Raw genomic sequence first — 14,691 nt, forward strand, 5'->3', positions numbered from 1 at the left:
CGCCCCCATGCTCCACGGCTACATCCCTCCCCACCGCTTCCTGCCCTACCTGAGCTGGACCGAGATCGCCGCGCTGCCCGACCGCGAGAACACGGTCATCGTGCTGCCCTGCGGCGCGATCGAGCAGCACGGCCCGCACCTGCCGTGCTCGGTCGACAGCGTGATCAGCTCGGGCGTGATGGGCAAGGCGCTCGAGAAGCTGCCGGCCGAGGTGCGCGCCTTCGCGCTGCCCACCATCACCTACGGCAAGTCGGAAGAGCACCTGCACTTCCCGGGCACGATGACGCTGACCGGCACCACGCTGCTGTCGACCGTGACCGAGATCGGCGAGTCGGTCTACCGCGCGGGCTTTCGCAAGCTGCTGTTCGCCAACGGCCACGGCGGCCAACCGCAGGTGCTCGAGATGGCGGCGCGCGAGCTGCGGCTGCGCCATGGCGACTTCGTGGTGGTGCCGCACGGCGTGTCGCGCCTGCCGAGCGCGGCCAGCAAGCAGGTCAGCGAGCAGGAGAAGAAGCTCGCGATGCATGCCGGCCATTCCGAGACCGCGCTGATGCTCGCGCTCGCGCCCGAGACGGTGCACATGGAACGCGCGGTGGCCAACTTCCCGCCGCCGTTTCCGATCAAGCTGCTGTCGGCCGACGGCCGCCCGGCCTGCGCCTGGACCGCGCGCGACTTCGGCCCCAGCGGCGTGATCGGCGACCCGACCACCGCCACGCGCGAGCAGGGCGAGGCGATCCTCGACACGCTGTCCGACAGCTGGGTGCAGGCGCTGACCGAGCTGCATGCGCTGCGCTGGGTGGTGCGCGAGGAAGCCACCTGGGAGCGCGGCCACCAGCAGGGCTTCGTGCAGCAGTCCTTCGCGCCGGCCTGAGCCTGCTTCTTGCATCGGCCCGTCTTTCCCTTTTTCTTCACCCACGCCCTAGAGAGGTCCTCCCATGCGCTCCTTCGCACTGTCCCTGGCCGGCGCCGCCGCCATCGCCTTCCTCGCCGCGCCCGCGCAGGCCGAGGACAAGTTCACCTACATGACCAACTGGTACGCGCAGGCCGAGCACGGCGGCTTCTACCAGGCCGTGGCGCAGGGCATCTACAAGAAGTACGGCCTCGACGTGACCATCAAGATGGGCGGCCCGCAGGTCAACATCACGCAGATGATGGCGGCCGGCCAGGCCGACTGCATCATGGGCTCGAGCGACATCCAGATGATGCAGGTGCGCGAGGGCGGCGTGCCGGTGGTCAACGTGGCGGCCTTCTTCCAGAAGGACCCGCAGGTGCTGATCGCGCACGACGACGTGAAGAGCTTCGAGGACCTCAAGGGCAAGACGCTGCTGATCGGCGCGCAGGCCAATCGCGGCTACTGGCCGTGGCTCAAGGCCAAGTTCGGCCTCAAGGACGAGCAGACCCGGCCCTACACCTTCAACATCCAGCCCTTCGTCGCCGACAGGAACACGGCGCAGCAGGGCTACCTGACCTCCGAGCCCTACGCGATCCAGAAGGCCGGCGTGAAGAGCACGGTGCTGATGTTCAGCGACCACGGCTTCCCGGCCTATGCCACCACGGTGTCGTGCATGGAGAAGACGGTGAAGGAGCGCGGCAAGCAGGTCGCGGCCTTCGTCAAGGCCTCGGCCGAAGGCTGGAAGAGCTACCTCGCCGATCCCGCGTCCGCCAACGCGCTGATCAAGAAGGACAACCCCAACATGACCGACGACCAGCTCGCCTACAGCGTGGCCAAGCTCAAGGAGATGGGAATGATCACGGGCGGCGACGCCGGCAAGCTCGGCATCGGCGTGATGACCGATGCGCGCGCCAAGGCCAGCTACGACTTCCTCGTGAGCGCCAAGCTGCTCGACCCGGCCAAGGTCGAGCTCGCGAAGACCTACACGACCGAGTTCGTGAAGGACGCGAAGGTGCTGCCCTGACCGTCGCCACGCCATGAACCGCATCGACCCCCACACCCTCGCGCCGCCGACGGTGCCTGCCGTGCCCGCGGTGGAAGTGCTCTCGGCCGAGAAGACCTATCCCAACGGCACACAGGCGCTCCTGCCGGTCGACCTGTCGATCGCCGAGGGCGAGTTCGTCACGCTGCTCGGCCCCTCGGGCTGCGGCAAGAGCACGCTGCTCAAGATGGTGGCGGGCATGCTCGAGCCCAGCGACGGCCGGTTGCTGGTGTGGCGCAAGCCGGTGAGCCAGCTGCACGACAGCGCGCGCCGGATGTCCTTCGTGTTCCAGTCGCCCACGCTGATGCCCTGGGCCAGCGTGCAGACCAACGTGCGGCTGCCGCTCGACCTGGCCGGCGTGCCGCGCAAGGAGGCCGATGCGCGCGTGATGGAGTCGCTGGCGCTGGTGGGCCTCGAGAAGTTCGCGGGCGCACTGCCGCGCGCGCTCTCGGGCGGCATGCAGATGCGGGTGTCGATCGCGCGCGGGCTGGTCACGCAGCCCGAGCTGCTGCTGATGGACGAGCCCTTCGGCGCGCTCGACGAGATCACGCGCCACAAGCTCGACGCCGACCTGCTCGAGCTCTGGCGCAAGAAGAAGCTCACGGTGATCTTCGTGACGCACTCGATCCACGAGGCCGTGTTCCTATCGAGCCGCGTGGTGATGATGGCCGCGCGGCCCGGCCGCGTGGTCGAGCAGTTCCAGATCGACGAACCCTATCCGCGCAGCGCCGACTTCATGGTCACGCCCGAATTCGCGCGCCATGCCAAGCGGCTGCAGGACAGCCTGCTGCGCGCCAGCCATGCCGACGAGGAGCACGCGCGATGAGCCGCACGCCGCTGCTGAGCCAGCCGCGCGTGCAGCGCGTGCTCTACCCCCTGGCGATCGGCCTGCTGCTGATCGCGCTGTGGCAATGGATGGTGGTGGCGATGGAGCTGCCGCCCTACCTCGTGCCCTCGCCCTGGCTGATGCTGCAGACGCTGGTGACCGACTGGGCGCCGCTGGGCAGCGCGCTCCTGGTCACGCTCAAGATCACGGTGCTGTCCTTCGTGCTCGCCACGGTGGCGGGCGTGCTGATCTCGTTCCTGTTCGTGCAGAGCAAGCGCATCGAGACCGCGCTCTTTCCGTACGCCGTGCTGCTGCAGGTCACGCCGATCGTGGCGGTGGCGCCGCTGATCATCATCTGGGTCAAGAACCCGACGGCCGCGATGACCGTGTGCGCGGCGCTGGTGGCGCTGTTCCCGATCATCAGCAACACCACGCTGGGCCTGCGCAGCATCGACCCCGACCTGCAGAGCTACTTCAAGCTCAACCGCGCCACGCGCTGGCAGCAACTGGTGCGGCTGCGCATCCCGAGCGCGCTGCCCTACTTCTTCGGCGGCCTGCGCATCTCCAGCGGCCTCGCGCTGATCGGCGCGGTGGTGGCGGAGTTCGTGGCCGGCACCGGCGGCTCGGGCGCGGGACTGGCCTACCAGATCCTGCAGGCGGGCTTCCAGCTGAACATCCCGCGGATGTTCGCCGCGCTGCTGCTGATTTCCCTCACCGGCGTCGCGCTCTTCGTGCTGATGGCCTGGCTCACCAAGGTGGCGCTGGGCTCGTGGCATGCGAGCGAACTTTCCCAGGACTGATCCCAACATGAACGCACAAGAATCCTCCATCGGGCCACTGCTGCTCGAACTCCCCGACCTCGACTGGATCACCGACGAGGGCCGCGTCGTGCGGCTGTCGCAGGACTTCTCCTGGTTCAGCCCGGTGCTCAAGCGCCAGCTCGAGGGCAAGCATGCCGAGGTGGTGGTGCGCCCGCGCAGCGAGGACGAGATCCGCGCGGTGGTCGGCGCCTGCGCGCGCCACGGCGTGCCGATCACGGTGCGCGGCAGCGGCACCGGCAACTACGGCCAGACCACCCCGCTGGCCGGCGGCGTGGTGCTCGACATGACCGGCTACAACGCCTGCCTCTGGGTACGGCCCGGCGTGGCGCGCGCGCAGGCCGGCATCCGCCTGGGCGAGCTCGAGAAGCAGACCCGGCCCAGCGGCCAGGAGATGCGCTGCGTGCCCTCGACCTACCGCAGCGCCACGCTCGGCGGCCTGTTCGGCGGCGGCTTCGGCGGCGTGGGCTCGATCAACTACGGGCCGCTGGGCGCGCCGGGCAACGTGCTCGGCATCCGCGCGATGACCATCGAGGCCGAACCCCAGGTGGTCGAGCTGCGCGGCGCCGAGGCGATGCGCATGCATCACCTGTGGGGCACCAACGGGCTGGTGCTCGAACTCGAGGTCGCGCTGGCGCCCGCGCATCCGTGGCTCGAGACGCTCGTGACCTTCTCCGATTTCGAGGGCGCGCTGAACTTCGCCGACCGGCTCGCGAACGCGCCGGGCATCGTGAAGCGCGAGGTGTCGTTCTATGCGGCGCCGATCTCCGACCACCTGGCGCAGCTCGCGGCGCACCTGCCCAAGGGCTGCCACACGGTGCTGTCGCTGGTGGCCGAGGCCAGCGAGCCGGCGCTGCTGCAGCTGGTCGAGAGCTTCGGCGGCACGGTGAGCTACCGCAAGACCGCGGCCGAGGTGCAGAAGAGCAACCGCACCCTGATGGAATTCACCTGGAACCACACGACGCTGCACGCGCTCAAGGTCGACCCGACCCTGACCTACCTGCAGAGCGGCTTCGTGCCGGGGCGCCACGTGGCGCAGGTCATCGAGATGGAGAAGCTGCTCGGCGGCGAGGTGATGATGCACTTGGAGTTCATCCGCAACGTGGCGGGCCTGATGACCTGCAGCGGCCTGCAGCTGGTGCGCTTCAGCACCGAGGAACGGCTGCAGGAGATCATGCAGATCCACCGCGAGCACGAGGTGCACATCAACAACCCGCACGTGAACATCGTCGAGGACGGCAAGGCCGGCGGGCCGCTGCCGCCCGAGGTGATCGCCGTGAAGCGGCGCTTCGATCCGCTGGGCCTGCTGAACCCCGGCAAGCTGCGCGACTGGCCGGTGAAGCCGCGCGCGGCCGCGGTGGCGGCCTGAGTCAGGCCGCGCGGCGACGCCGCACGAAGGCGACCGCGACGATCGCGCAGGCCAGCCCCCACAGCGGCCACAGCCCGAGGTGCGCGACCCAGCGCGCATAGGGCGTGAGGCCGGTGCGGCCCTCGACCGGGGCCTCGAGCACGCCGCGCGTGAGCCGCGGCAGCGCATGGGTCACGCGGCCCTCGGCGTCGATGACCACGGTGGCGCCGGTGTTGGTGGCGCGCACCATCGGCCGCGCGAACTCGAGCGCGCGCATGCGCGAGATCGCGAGATGCTGGTCGATGGCGATCGAATCGCCGAACCAGGCGATGTTGCTCACGTTGAGCAGGATGGTCGGTGCCGTCGCCGCGTCGCGGAAGTTGGCGCCGATCTCGTCGCCGAACAAGTCCTCGTAGCAGATGTTCGGCGCGATGCGCTGGCCCTGCCAGGCGAGCGCGGGCTGCGCGAGGCCGCCGCTGCGGAAGTCGCCGAGCGGGATGCTCATCATGTCGATGAACCAGCGGAAGCCGAAGGGAATGAACTCGCCGAAGGGCACGAGGTGGTGCTTGCTGTAGGCGTAGGCCGAGGCGGCGCCGGGCCGGAAGCCGAGCACGGTGTTGGTGTAGCCCTGGCGGTCGCCCAGCGGCAGGCCGACCACGGCCGCCTGGCTGCCGCTCGCATAGCGCGCCTGGATCGCCTCGAGGTAGCCCGCGGGCAGTTGCTGCGGCAGCAGCGGGATCGCGGTCTCGGGCGTGACCACCAGCGAGGCCCTGGCATCGCGCAGCTGTTCGCCGTACCAGCGCAGCGCGTTCTCGATGCCGCCGTTGGGAACGAACTTCTCGTCCTGCGCGATGTTGCCCTGCAGCAGCGCGACCTGCAGCGTGCCCGCGGCTTCGCCGCGCGAGGGCTGGGCCACGAGCGGAAAGCCGAACGCGACCGCAACCAGCAACGCGGCGCCCGCGAGTTCGGCGCGGGCCGCGGGCCGAGCCAGCGCGACCAGCGCGGCGGCCAGGGCGGCCACGGCACCGATGCCGTAGACACCGATCCACGGCGCCCAGCCCGAGAGCGGGCCCTCGACATGGGCATAGCCGCCCGCGCCCCAGGGGAAGCCGGTGAACCAGCTGCCGCGCACCAGTTCGGCCAGCGTCCACAGCGCGGCAAAGACCAGCGCGCCGGTGACCGTGCCGCGCGGACCGCGCCGCACGAACCAGGCGCCGGCCAGGGCGTAGTACAGGCCGAGCGCGGCGGCGAGTGCGAGCACCGCGATCGCGGCCAGCGGCGCGGCGAGGCCGCCGTAGGTGTGCATCGAGATGAAGAGCCACCAGAAGGTGCCGCTGAGCCAGGCGGTGGAGAACAGCCAGGCATGCAATCCGGCGCGGCGCCAGCCCGCGTTCTCGTCGCGCAGCCGACGCAGCCCGAAGGCAAGGACGCCGAGCGACACCAGTTGCAGCAGCCACAGCGGCCGGCCCGAGCCGGGCATGGCGATCGAGGCGGCCTGCGCCAGTCCGGCCAGCAGGAAGGCCAGGGCCAGCAGTGCGGCGCGCATCACTCGGCCGCGTCGCCGCCGCGGGCCGGCGACACCTTGAACCAGCGCACCGCGCCGCCCTTGGTGTGCAGCACCACGAAGTCGAAGCCGCCGATCGCATGGTGCTCGCCGCGCTTGGGCACGTGGCCCATCTCGTGCGCGATCAGGCCGCCGATGGTGTCGAAGTCCTCGCTGAGCTGTTCCTCGTCGAACACGATGCCGAAGGCCTCGGCCACGCGCTCGATCGGCGTGTCGCCCGAGACGCGGTAGGTGTGGTCGGCCAGGCCGAAGATGTCGCCCTCGTCCTCGGCGATGTCGAACTCGTCCTCGATCTCGCCGACGATCTGCTCGAGCACGTCCTCGATGGTGATCAGGCCGGCCACGCGGCCGAACTCGTCGATGACGATCGCCAGGTGGTTGCGGTTGCCGCGGAACTCGCGCAGCAGGTCGTTCAAGCCCTTGCTCTCGGGAACGAAGGTGGCGGGCCGCAGCAGCGCGCGGATGTTCAGGCCCGGCGCGCGCTGCAGCTTGAGCAGGTCCTTCGCGAGCAGGATGCCGATGATGTTTTCCTTCTCGCCCTCGTACACTGGGAAGCGCGAGTGCGCGGTGTCGATGACCAGGTGCAGCAGCGCGTCGTAGGGCGCGTCGATGTTCACCAGGTCCATGCGCGGCGCCGCGACCATCACGTCGCCGGCCGTCATGTCGGCCATGCGCAGCACGCCTTCGAGCATCACGCGCGATTCGGCGCCGATCACCTGGTTGTCTTCGGCATCCGCCAGGGTTTCGATCAGCTCGTCGCGCGAGTCCGGACCGGGATGGATGAATTCGGCGAGCTTCTGGAGAAAGCCGCGCTTGTCTTCCCGTTCGACGGGTGCGCGTTCAGGGTGAGGTTCGGCCACTGCGGGAGGGCGTAGTTGGGGGGAGTGCAAGGATACCGGATTGCATGTGACAGGCTCTACCGGGTCCACCTGGGGGTATGCAAGGAGCGTTCCCGGACCGGGCCCGGACGCTCGAGGGCCTTACTGCGCTGATTTGCCGCGGGCGTCGCGCACGCCACTGCGAACTTCCTGCAGGCTCGCGAGGAAGGCCCAGAACTGCTTGGCGCGCGTCTTGAGGTGGAAGTCGACCGCCGCGTAGTGCTCGAGCGCGATCTCGCTCATGCGGCTGTCGAAGGTGGCGCTCGGCAGCTGCAGGTGGGCTTCCGATTCGGAACCGCTGCGCACCACGGTGGCGCCGGCGTTGCGCGCGATCTTGAGCATCGCGGCGTTCTCGCTGAGCGCATGGATGAACAGCATGCCCACGCCCTCGTTGCGCGCCACGACCACGGCACGCTCGAACAGCCGGGCGCCATAGCCGCGTCCGCGGGCATGGGCCGAGACGGAAACGCCGAATTCGGCGCAGTCGCTGGGCTGGTGGTCGGGCGCGAAGGCCAGGTGGGCCATCGCGATCAGCTCGAGCTTGCGGTTGTAGATGCCGAACAGCTCGTCGCGGTCGAAGTCGAGGCCGTCGACATAGCGCTGCACCTGCTCGTCGCCCGCGGCATAGCCGAAGCGCAGGTAGCGGTCGTGGGCGCTGAGCGCCAGCAGGTGGCTGGCGATGCGGTCGCGTTCGCGCGGGCCGATCGAGCGGATCGGCACCATGACGGGCTGCGGCGCGGTGGCGGCGCGTGGCTGGGCCTCAACCATCGGCGCCTTCAGAAAAGAGCCGAGGCCGAGGGATGCCCTGAGGAGGTCCTTGGCGGTAAGCATGGCTTGAATGTAAGGGTTTTCCCTTAACCCGCAAGCCCGACGGGACACTTTCGTGACTCATTTGTGAATCAATACCCGAAAGCGTGTGCATGGAGCAACTTTTTCCTGTCTAGACCGGCACGGCTGTGGTGGCTTTGACACGGTCGAGCACGAAACTGGTCTTGCAGTCCTGCACGCTCGGGTGCTTGAGCAGGGTGTCCATGATGAAGCGGCTGTAGTGGGCCATGTCGGCCACGACCACGCGCAGCAGGTAGTCCATCTCGCCCGTGAGGGCGGCGCACTCGACGACCTCGGGCCAGGTCTGCACGCTGGCGCGGAACAGGTCCATGGGGTTGCGCTTGTGGCTCTCGGTGTGCTTTTCGAGCCGCACGTTGAGATAGGCCGTAAGCCCCAGCCCGACGGCCTCGGGCTTGACCAGCGCCACGTAGCGGTCGATCACGCGCTGCTCCTCGAGCCGCTTGACCCGCCGCAGCACGGCGCTGGGCGAGAGGCTGACCTGCTCGGCGATCTGGTCGTAGGTGGCGCGGCCATCTGCTTGCAGCGTGCGCAGAATCATCCGATCTATCTTGTCGAGTGCTTCCATCATTGTATTTTTGCACTTTTCCTGCAACATGACCAAAGAAGGCGCCCGCAAACGCTGAAATCATGAGCGGCAATCGACCTACATTGCTGCACTGGCCGAGCCGCCATCCTTTTCCTTCCCCTCGATCCCCACTTCTTCGGAGACTGCCATGAGCCACGCCGACGCGCCCGCCTTCACGCCCTGGGACAACCCCATGGGCACCGACGGCTTTGAATTCATCGAATACGCGGCACCCGATCCGGTCGCCATGGGCAAGGTCTTCGAGCGCATGGGCTTCACGGCCATCGCCAAGCACCGCCACAAGAACGTGCTGCTGTACCGCCAGGGCGAGATCAATTTCATCCTGAATGCCGAGCCCGATTCGTTCGCGCAGCGCTTCGCGCGCGAGCACGGCCCGAGCGTGTGCGCCATCGCCTTCCGCGTGCACGACGCCAAGGCCGCCTACGAGCGCGCCACCTCGCTGGGCGCCTGGGGTTTCGCCGACAAGGCCGGCCCGGGCGAGCTGAACATTCCCGCCATCAAGGGCATCGGCGACAGCCTGATCTACCTGGTCGACCGCTGGCCCGGCAAGAACGGCGCGAAGCCCGGCGACATCGGCAACATCGGCTTCTACGACGTGGACTTCGAACCGCTGCCGGGCGTGGCCTCGCAGGACGCCCTGACCACCAAGGGCAACGGCCTGACCTACATCGACCACCTGACGCACAACGTCTACCGCGGCCGCATGAACACCTGGGCCGGCTTCTACGAGAAGCTGTTCAACTTCCGCGAGATCAAGTACTTCGACATCGAGGGCCAGGTCACCGGCGTGAAGAGCAAGGCCATGACCAGCCCCTGCGGCAAGATCCGCATCCCGATCAACGAAGAGGGCAAGGAACAGGCCGGCCAGATCCAGGAGTACCTGGACATGTACAAGGGCGAAGGCATCCAGCACATCGCGATGGGCTCGGACGACCTCTACCAGACGGTCGACGCGCTGCGCGCCAAGGGCGTGACCCTGCTGGACACCATCGATACCTACTATGAGCTGGTCGACAAGCGCATCCCGGGCCACGGCGAGAGCGTCGAAGAGCTGCAGAAGCGCAAGATCCTGATCGACGGCAAGAAGGACGCGCTGCTGCTGCAGATCTTCAGCGAGAACCAGCTCGGCCCGATCTTCTTCGAGTTCATCCAGCGCAAGGGCGACGACGGCTTCGGCAACGGCAACTTCAAGGCGCTGTTCGAGAGCATCGAGCTCGACCAGATGCGCCGCGGCGTGCTGACCGCCGCAAAATAAGCGCTCCTTCCACCCTCCAGGAGCTCCGCATGCGCAACATCCTCTCGATCGGCCTGACCACCCTCGCCGCGGCGGTCGTTCTCTCGGGATGCGCGGCGGGGCCGGGAGGCGCGCCGGCCGGCGTCGCCGCGGGCTCGCACCTCGACAGCGTGCAGAAGGCGGCCGTGCTGCGCGTCTGCACGCCGGGCGACTACCGGCCGTTCAGCTTCCAGAAGGCCGATGCCTCGTTCGAAGGCATCGACGTCGACCTGATGGCCGGCTTCAGCAGCAGCCTGGGCGCGAAGCCCGAGTGGATCAAGACCACCTGGGCCAACCTGCTGCCCGACCTCGCGGCCGGCAAGTGCGACATCGCCGTGGGCGGCGTGTCGGTGACCACCGACCGCCAGAAGCGCGCCTTCTTCAGCGCGCCCTACATGGTCAACGGCAAGACGCCGATCGCGCGCTGCGCCGACGTGGCCAAGTACCAGAGCGTGGCCGACATCGACAAGCCCGCCACGCGCGTCATCTTCAATCCGGGCGGCAGCAACGAGCGCTTCGCCCGCACCAACTTCAAGCAGGCCCGGCTCACGCTGCACGGCGAGAACGTGACGATCTTCGACGAGATCCTCGCCAATCGCGCCGACGTGTTCGTGACCGAGTCGGCCGAGGCGATCGTGCAGCAGAAGCTCAAGCCGGGCCTGTGCGCGATCCATCCCGACAAGCCGCTGCAATACGGCGAAATGGCCTGGATGCTGCCGCGCGACGACGTGGCCTTCAAGGCCTATGTCGACCAATGGCTGCACCTTCAGCAGGCCGGCGGCGAGTTCCAGCGCGTCATGGACCGCTGGCTCAAGTAATCACCGAAGCACCCATGGACATCCCTGCCACCGTCGTCACGCCCGCCGTCTACGGCGCCTCCGATCGCCCGCCGCGCGGCGACTACTCGCGCGGAGGCACGGTGCAGGCCGACTACACCTGCGCGCAGGACTGGGCCAGCTACACGGCGGCCGACCACGACACCTACAAGCGGCTCTACGAACGCCAGGCCGCGCAACTGCCGGGGCTGGCCTGCGATGCCTTCATCAAGGCGCTGCCGCTGCTGGGTGTGAAGGACCGCATCCCGCGCTTCGAGGAGCTCAACGAGCGGCTGCACAAGGCCACCGGCTGGGAGATCGTGGCGGTGCCAGGGCTGATTCCCGAGCTGCCCTTCTTCACGCTGCTCGCGAACCGAAAGTTTCCGGTCACCGACTGGATCCGCAAGCCCGAGGAGTTCAACTACATCGTCGAGCCCGACGTGTTCCACGACCTGTTCGGGCACGTGCCGATGCTGTTCGACCCGACCTTCGCGGACTACGTGCAGCGCTATGGCGCCGGCGGCATCAAGGCCCATGAACTCGATGCCGGCGAGAAGCTCGCGCGGCTGTACTGGTACACGGTGGAGTTCGGGCTGATCCGCCAGCCCGATGGACTGCGCGCCTATGGCGCCGGCATCCTGAGCTCGGTCGGCGAGCTGCAGCACGCGGTGCGCTCGAACGAGCCGCTGCGGCTGCCGCTCGACCTGCTGCGCACCATGCGCACGCTCTACAAGATCGACACCTACCAGGCCAACTACTTCGTCATCGACAGCTTCGCGCAGTTGTTCGACCTGACCGAGCCCGACTTCGCGCCGCTGTACCGGGCGCTGGAAACCGCGGCCGACATTCCCGCAGGCGTGCTGCAGCCCGGCGAATCCGGCAAGGCCTGAGCTTTCTTCTCGGCAGCTATCGCGCAGGCGACAGCCGATGCATTTACCTAGGACAAGCCCGCTGGTCGCTTGTCCTGTGCGGCTCCCACAATCCGCGCCAAAGGAGCTTGCATGCAGACATCCGCGCGACAGCACTATCCGGCCGGCGTACCGCACGAGATCGATCCCGAGCAGTACCGATCGCTTTCCCACATGTTCGACGAGGCTTTCGGCCGCTATGCCGACCGCCCGTTCTCGGTGTGCATGGAACGCTGGATGTCGTACGGCGAGCTCGATGCGCAGTCGAAGGCGCTCGGCGCCTGGCTGCAATCGCGAGGGCTCGAGCCCGGCGCGCGCGTGGCGATCATGCTGCCGAACATCCCGCAGTTCGCCGTCACCATGTGTGCCGTGCTGCGCGCCGGCTACACCTGCGTGAACGTCAATCCGCTGTACACCGCGCGCGAGCTCGAGCACCAGCTCAAGGACTCGGGCGCGACCGCGATCGTGATCCTCGAGAACTTCGCCTCCACGCTCGAGCAGGTGATCGAGAAGACGCCCGTGAAGCACGTGGTCATCACCGCGATGGGCGACCTGCTCGGCGGCCTCTACGGCAGCTGGATCACGCTCGCGGTGCGGCATCTGAAGAAGATGGTGCCGCCGTTCAAGCTGCCGCTGAGCGATGGCCGCACGGTCACGCCGTTCTCGCAGGCGCTCGCCGAAGGACGCGGCCGCACGCTGGCAGCCGACAAGAGCACGCTCGATTCGATCGCCTTCCTGCAGTACACGGGCGGCACGACCGGACTGTCGAAGGGTGCGGTGCTCACGCATCGCAACATCGTGGCCGCCACCCTGCAGGCCGAGGCCTGGTTCACGCCGGCGCTCGCGCGCGCGGGCGACCTCGCGAAGGTCAACAGCATCGCGGCGCTGCCGCTGTATCACATCTTCGCGCTCACGCTGTGCCTGCTCGTGATCCGCCAGGGTTCGCACATGACGCTGGTGCCGAACCCGCGCGACTTCGACAAGTTCATCGCGGTGCTGAAGAAGCGGCCCTTCCACATGCTGCCGGCGGTGAACACGCTGTTCAACGCGCTGTTGATGCATCCCGAGTTCAAGACCATCGACTTCTCGACGCTGTTCGTCTCGCAGGCCGGCGGCATGGCGGCCTCGGAAGGCACGGCGAAGCGCTGGTTCGAGGCCACCGGCTGCCCCATGATCGAAGGCTGGGGCATGAGCGAGACCTGCGCGATCGGCACCAACAACCCGGTGTCGAACACCAGGTTCACCGGCACCATCGGCCTGCCGTTGCCGAGCATCGAGATCGCGATCAAGGACGATGAGGGCAATTCGATGCCGATCGGCGAATCGGGCGAGCTCTGTATCAAGGGCCCGAACGTGATGAAGGGCTACTACAACCAGCCGGCCGAGACGGCGGCGGCCTTCACCGCCGACGGCTTCATGCGCACCGGCGACGTCGCCGTGATGCAGGAGGACGGCTACAGCCGCATCGTCGACCGCAAGAAGGACATGATCCTGGTCAGCGGCTTCAACGTGTTCCCGAACGAGCTCGAGAACGTGATCTCGCTGTGCCCCGGCGTGGTGGAATGCGCGGCCATCGGCGTGCCCGACGAGAAGCAGGGCGAGGCGATCAAGGTCTTCGTGGTGCGCAAGGACCCGAGCCTGACCGAGGAGGCTGTGCTGCAATACTGCAATGGACAACTCACCGGCTACAAGCGCCCACGGCACATCGAGTTTCGCGATGCGCTGCCCAAGACCAACGTCGGCAAGATCCTGCGCCGCGAACTCCGCACCACCGCCTCCGCGGGCCATTGAATGAGCGCGGCGGCGGTCGCCGGGTTGCCGGCGAATGTCGTCGTGCTCGAGCGTGGGTGGCTGTCTTCCAACAACATCCTCGCGATCGGCGCCGATGAGACGGCGCTGATCGATACCGGCTATGTGGCGCATGCCGAGCAGACGGTGGCGCTGGTCGAGTCGGCATTGGACGGGCGGCAGTTGGACCGGGTGCTCAACACGCACCTGCACAGCGACCATTGCGGCGGGAATGCGGCGCTGCAGGCGCGCTATCCGGCCCTTCGCATCGAGATCCCGCCGGGCGAGGCGGCGCTGGTGGAGCGCTGGGATGAAGAAGCGCTGAGCTTCCGGGCGACGGGGCAGAGCTGCCCTCGGTTTCGCGCCTCAGGGCTGCTGCAGCCTGGGACGGAGCGCGAGGTCGGCGGGCTGCACTGGCAGATTCATGCGGCGCCTGGTCACGATCCGCACTCGGTCATTCTTTTCGAGCCTGTGTCGCGGACCTTGGTGTCGGCGGATGCGCTGTGGGAGAACGGGTTCGGCATCGCTTTTCCGGAACTGAAGGGCGAACCGTCGTTTGGAGAGATGGGGGTCACCCTGGATCTGATCGAGCGCCTGGCGCCATTGATCGTGATTCCGGGACACGGAACGATCTTCACGGACGTGGCAGGTGCGTTGAAGGTGGCGCGGCGACGGCTCGAGGGGCTGCAGCGGGATCCCGCAAAGCATGCGCGGCATGCGATCAAGGTACTGATCAAGTTCAAGCTGCTGGAAAAGCAGAGGATGTCGCGCTCGGATTGGATGGCTTGGGTGCGCGAGACGCCTTATCTGGCCATGGTGTGCGCGCGGTTCTTCCAGGGTGTAGCACTGGATGTCTTGGCACAGGAGATCCTGGGCGAGCTCGTCGCGGCAAAAGCGGCTGAATTAACCGAATACGAAATCCGGAATCTCTGAATTGAATTTGCCAATAAAAAAGCGCATCGTTTCAAGCGATGCGCTTTTTGTTTTTTGCTTCTGCGTTGCTTTTGCTTGCGCAAAGAAAAAAGCCCCAACCGTTTTGGTTGGGGCTTTTTTGGCTGTAATAGCCTGACGATGACCTACTTTCACACGGGAACCCGCACTATC

Annotated in this window: 15 protein-coding genes; 10 read left to right on the forward strand and 5 right to left on the reverse strand. The window is 67.4% G+C overall.

Annotated elements, in window-relative coordinates; genetic code table 11:
- The first annotated feature begins 7 nt into the window (after positions 1-7).
- The 5 genes from KV106_RS37835 (at position 8) to KV106_RS37855 (ending at position 4,947) form a co-directional block, all read left to right on the forward strand.
- Positions 8-871 (forward strand): creatininase family protein, encoded by an 864-nt coding sequence (locus KV106_RS37835; RefSeq protein ID WP_093348298.1) that lies wholly within the window; start codon positions 8-10, stop codon positions 869-871.
- Between the two features lie 64 nt (positions 872-935).
- Positions 936-1,916 (forward strand): ABC transporter substrate-binding protein, encoded by a 981-nt coding sequence (locus KV106_RS37840; protein WP_261217279.1) that lies wholly within the window; start codon positions 936-938, stop codon positions 1,914-1,916.
- A gap of 13 nt (positions 1,917-1,929) precedes the next feature.
- Entirely contained in the window at positions 1,930-2,760 is an 831-nt protein-coding gene (locus KV106_RS37845; protein ID WP_261217281.1) for an ABC transporter ATP-binding protein, read from the forward strand.
- Positions 2,757-3,560: an ABC transporter permease gene (locus KV106_RS37850; protein WP_057596990.1), complete on the forward strand. Its 804-nt coding sequence runs from the start codon at positions 2,757-2,759 to the stop codon at positions 3,558-3,560. Before KV106_RS37845 ends, KV106_RS37850 begins: the two co-directional genes overlap by 4 nt.
- Positions 3,561-3,567: 7 nt before the next feature.
- Positions 3,568-4,947, forward strand: coding sequence for an FAD-binding oxidoreductase (locus tag KV106_RS37855; RefSeq protein ID WP_261217284.1), 1,380 nt, complete (start codon positions 3,568-3,570; stop codon positions 4,945-4,947).
- Position 4,948: 1 nt separating this feature from the next.
- Here the strand turns inward: KV106_RS37855 and lnt are convergent, their stop codons facing one another.
- The 4 genes from lnt to KV106_RS37875 form a co-directional block, all read right to left on the reverse strand.
- Complete coding sequence (gene lnt / locus KV106_RS37860; RefSeq protein WP_261217290.1) at positions 4,949-6,472, reverse strand: apolipoprotein N-acyltransferase; 1,524 nt, start codon at positions 6,470-6,472, stop codon at positions 4,949-4,951.
- The gene (locus KV106_RS37865; RefSeq protein WP_261217293.1) at positions 6,472-7,350 is read right to left on the reverse strand and encodes an HlyC/CorC family transporter; all 879 of its coding nucleotides are present in this window, start codon (positions 7,348-7,350) and stop codon (positions 6,472-6,474) included. The genes lnt and KV106_RS37865 overlap by 1 nt, the downstream gene beginning before the upstream one ends.
- Positions 7,351-7,470: 120 nt before the next feature.
- The gene (locus KV106_RS37870) at positions 7,471-8,199 is read right to left on the reverse strand and encodes a GNAT family N-acetyltransferase (protein WP_261217295.1); all 729 of its coding nucleotides are present in this window, start codon (positions 8,197-8,199) and stop codon (positions 7,471-7,473) included.
- 109 nt (positions 8,200-8,308) lie between these two features.
- A complete protein-coding gene (locus KV106_RS37875) occupies positions 8,309-8,782 on the reverse strand; it encodes an Lrp/AsnC family transcriptional regulator (protein WP_261217297.1) in 474 nt (157 codons plus the stop codon).
- A 148-nt stretch (positions 8,783-8,930) separates the two neighbouring features.
- On the opposite strand from KV106_RS37875, the gene hppD reads away from it, so the two are divergent.
- From hppD to KV106_RS37900, 5 genes are all read left to right on the forward strand, one after another.
- Positions 8,931-10,058, forward strand: coding sequence for a 4-hydroxyphenylpyruvate dioxygenase (gene hppD / locus KV106_RS37880; protein ID WP_057597001.1), 1,128 nt, complete (start codon positions 8,931-8,933; stop codon positions 10,056-10,058).
- Positions 10,059-10,087: 29 nt separating this feature from the next.
- Positions 10,088-10,894: a transporter substrate-binding domain-containing protein gene (locus tag KV106_RS37885; protein ID WP_261217298.1), complete on the forward strand. Its 807-nt coding sequence runs from the start codon at positions 10,088-10,090 to the stop codon at positions 10,892-10,894.
- A gap of 14 nt (positions 10,895-10,908) precedes the next feature.
- Positions 10,909-11,781: a phenylalanine 4-monooxygenase gene (phhA, locus tag KV106_RS37890; protein ID WP_057597006.1), complete on the forward strand. Its 873-nt coding sequence runs from the start codon at positions 10,909-10,911 to the stop codon at positions 11,779-11,781.
- A gap of 111 nt (positions 11,782-11,892) precedes the next feature.
- Positions 11,893-13,590, forward strand: a complete 1,698-nt coding sequence (locus tag KV106_RS37895) for an AMP-binding protein (RefSeq protein WP_261217301.1) — start codon at positions 11,893-11,895, stop codon at positions 13,588-13,590.
- Positions 13,591-14,520, forward strand: coding sequence for an MBL fold metallo-hydrolase (locus KV106_RS37900; protein WP_261217303.1), 930 nt, complete (start codon positions 13,591-13,593; stop codon positions 14,518-14,520).
- Here the strand turns inward: KV106_RS37900 and KV106_RS37905 are convergent.
- Positions 14,491-14,691: hypothetical protein (locus KV106_RS37905; RefSeq protein ID WP_261217306.1), on the reverse strand; the 201-nt coding region annotated here is incomplete at its 5' end. The two genes, KV106_RS37900 and KV106_RS37905, sit on opposite strands and share 30 nt — an antisense overlap.

Origin of the sequence: Variovorax endophyticus (assembly GCF_025376855.1) — a bacterium.
In the GTDB taxonomy this organism is placed as follows: domain Bacteria; phylum Pseudomonadota; class Gammaproteobacteria; order Burkholderiales; family Burkholderiaceae_C; genus Variovorax.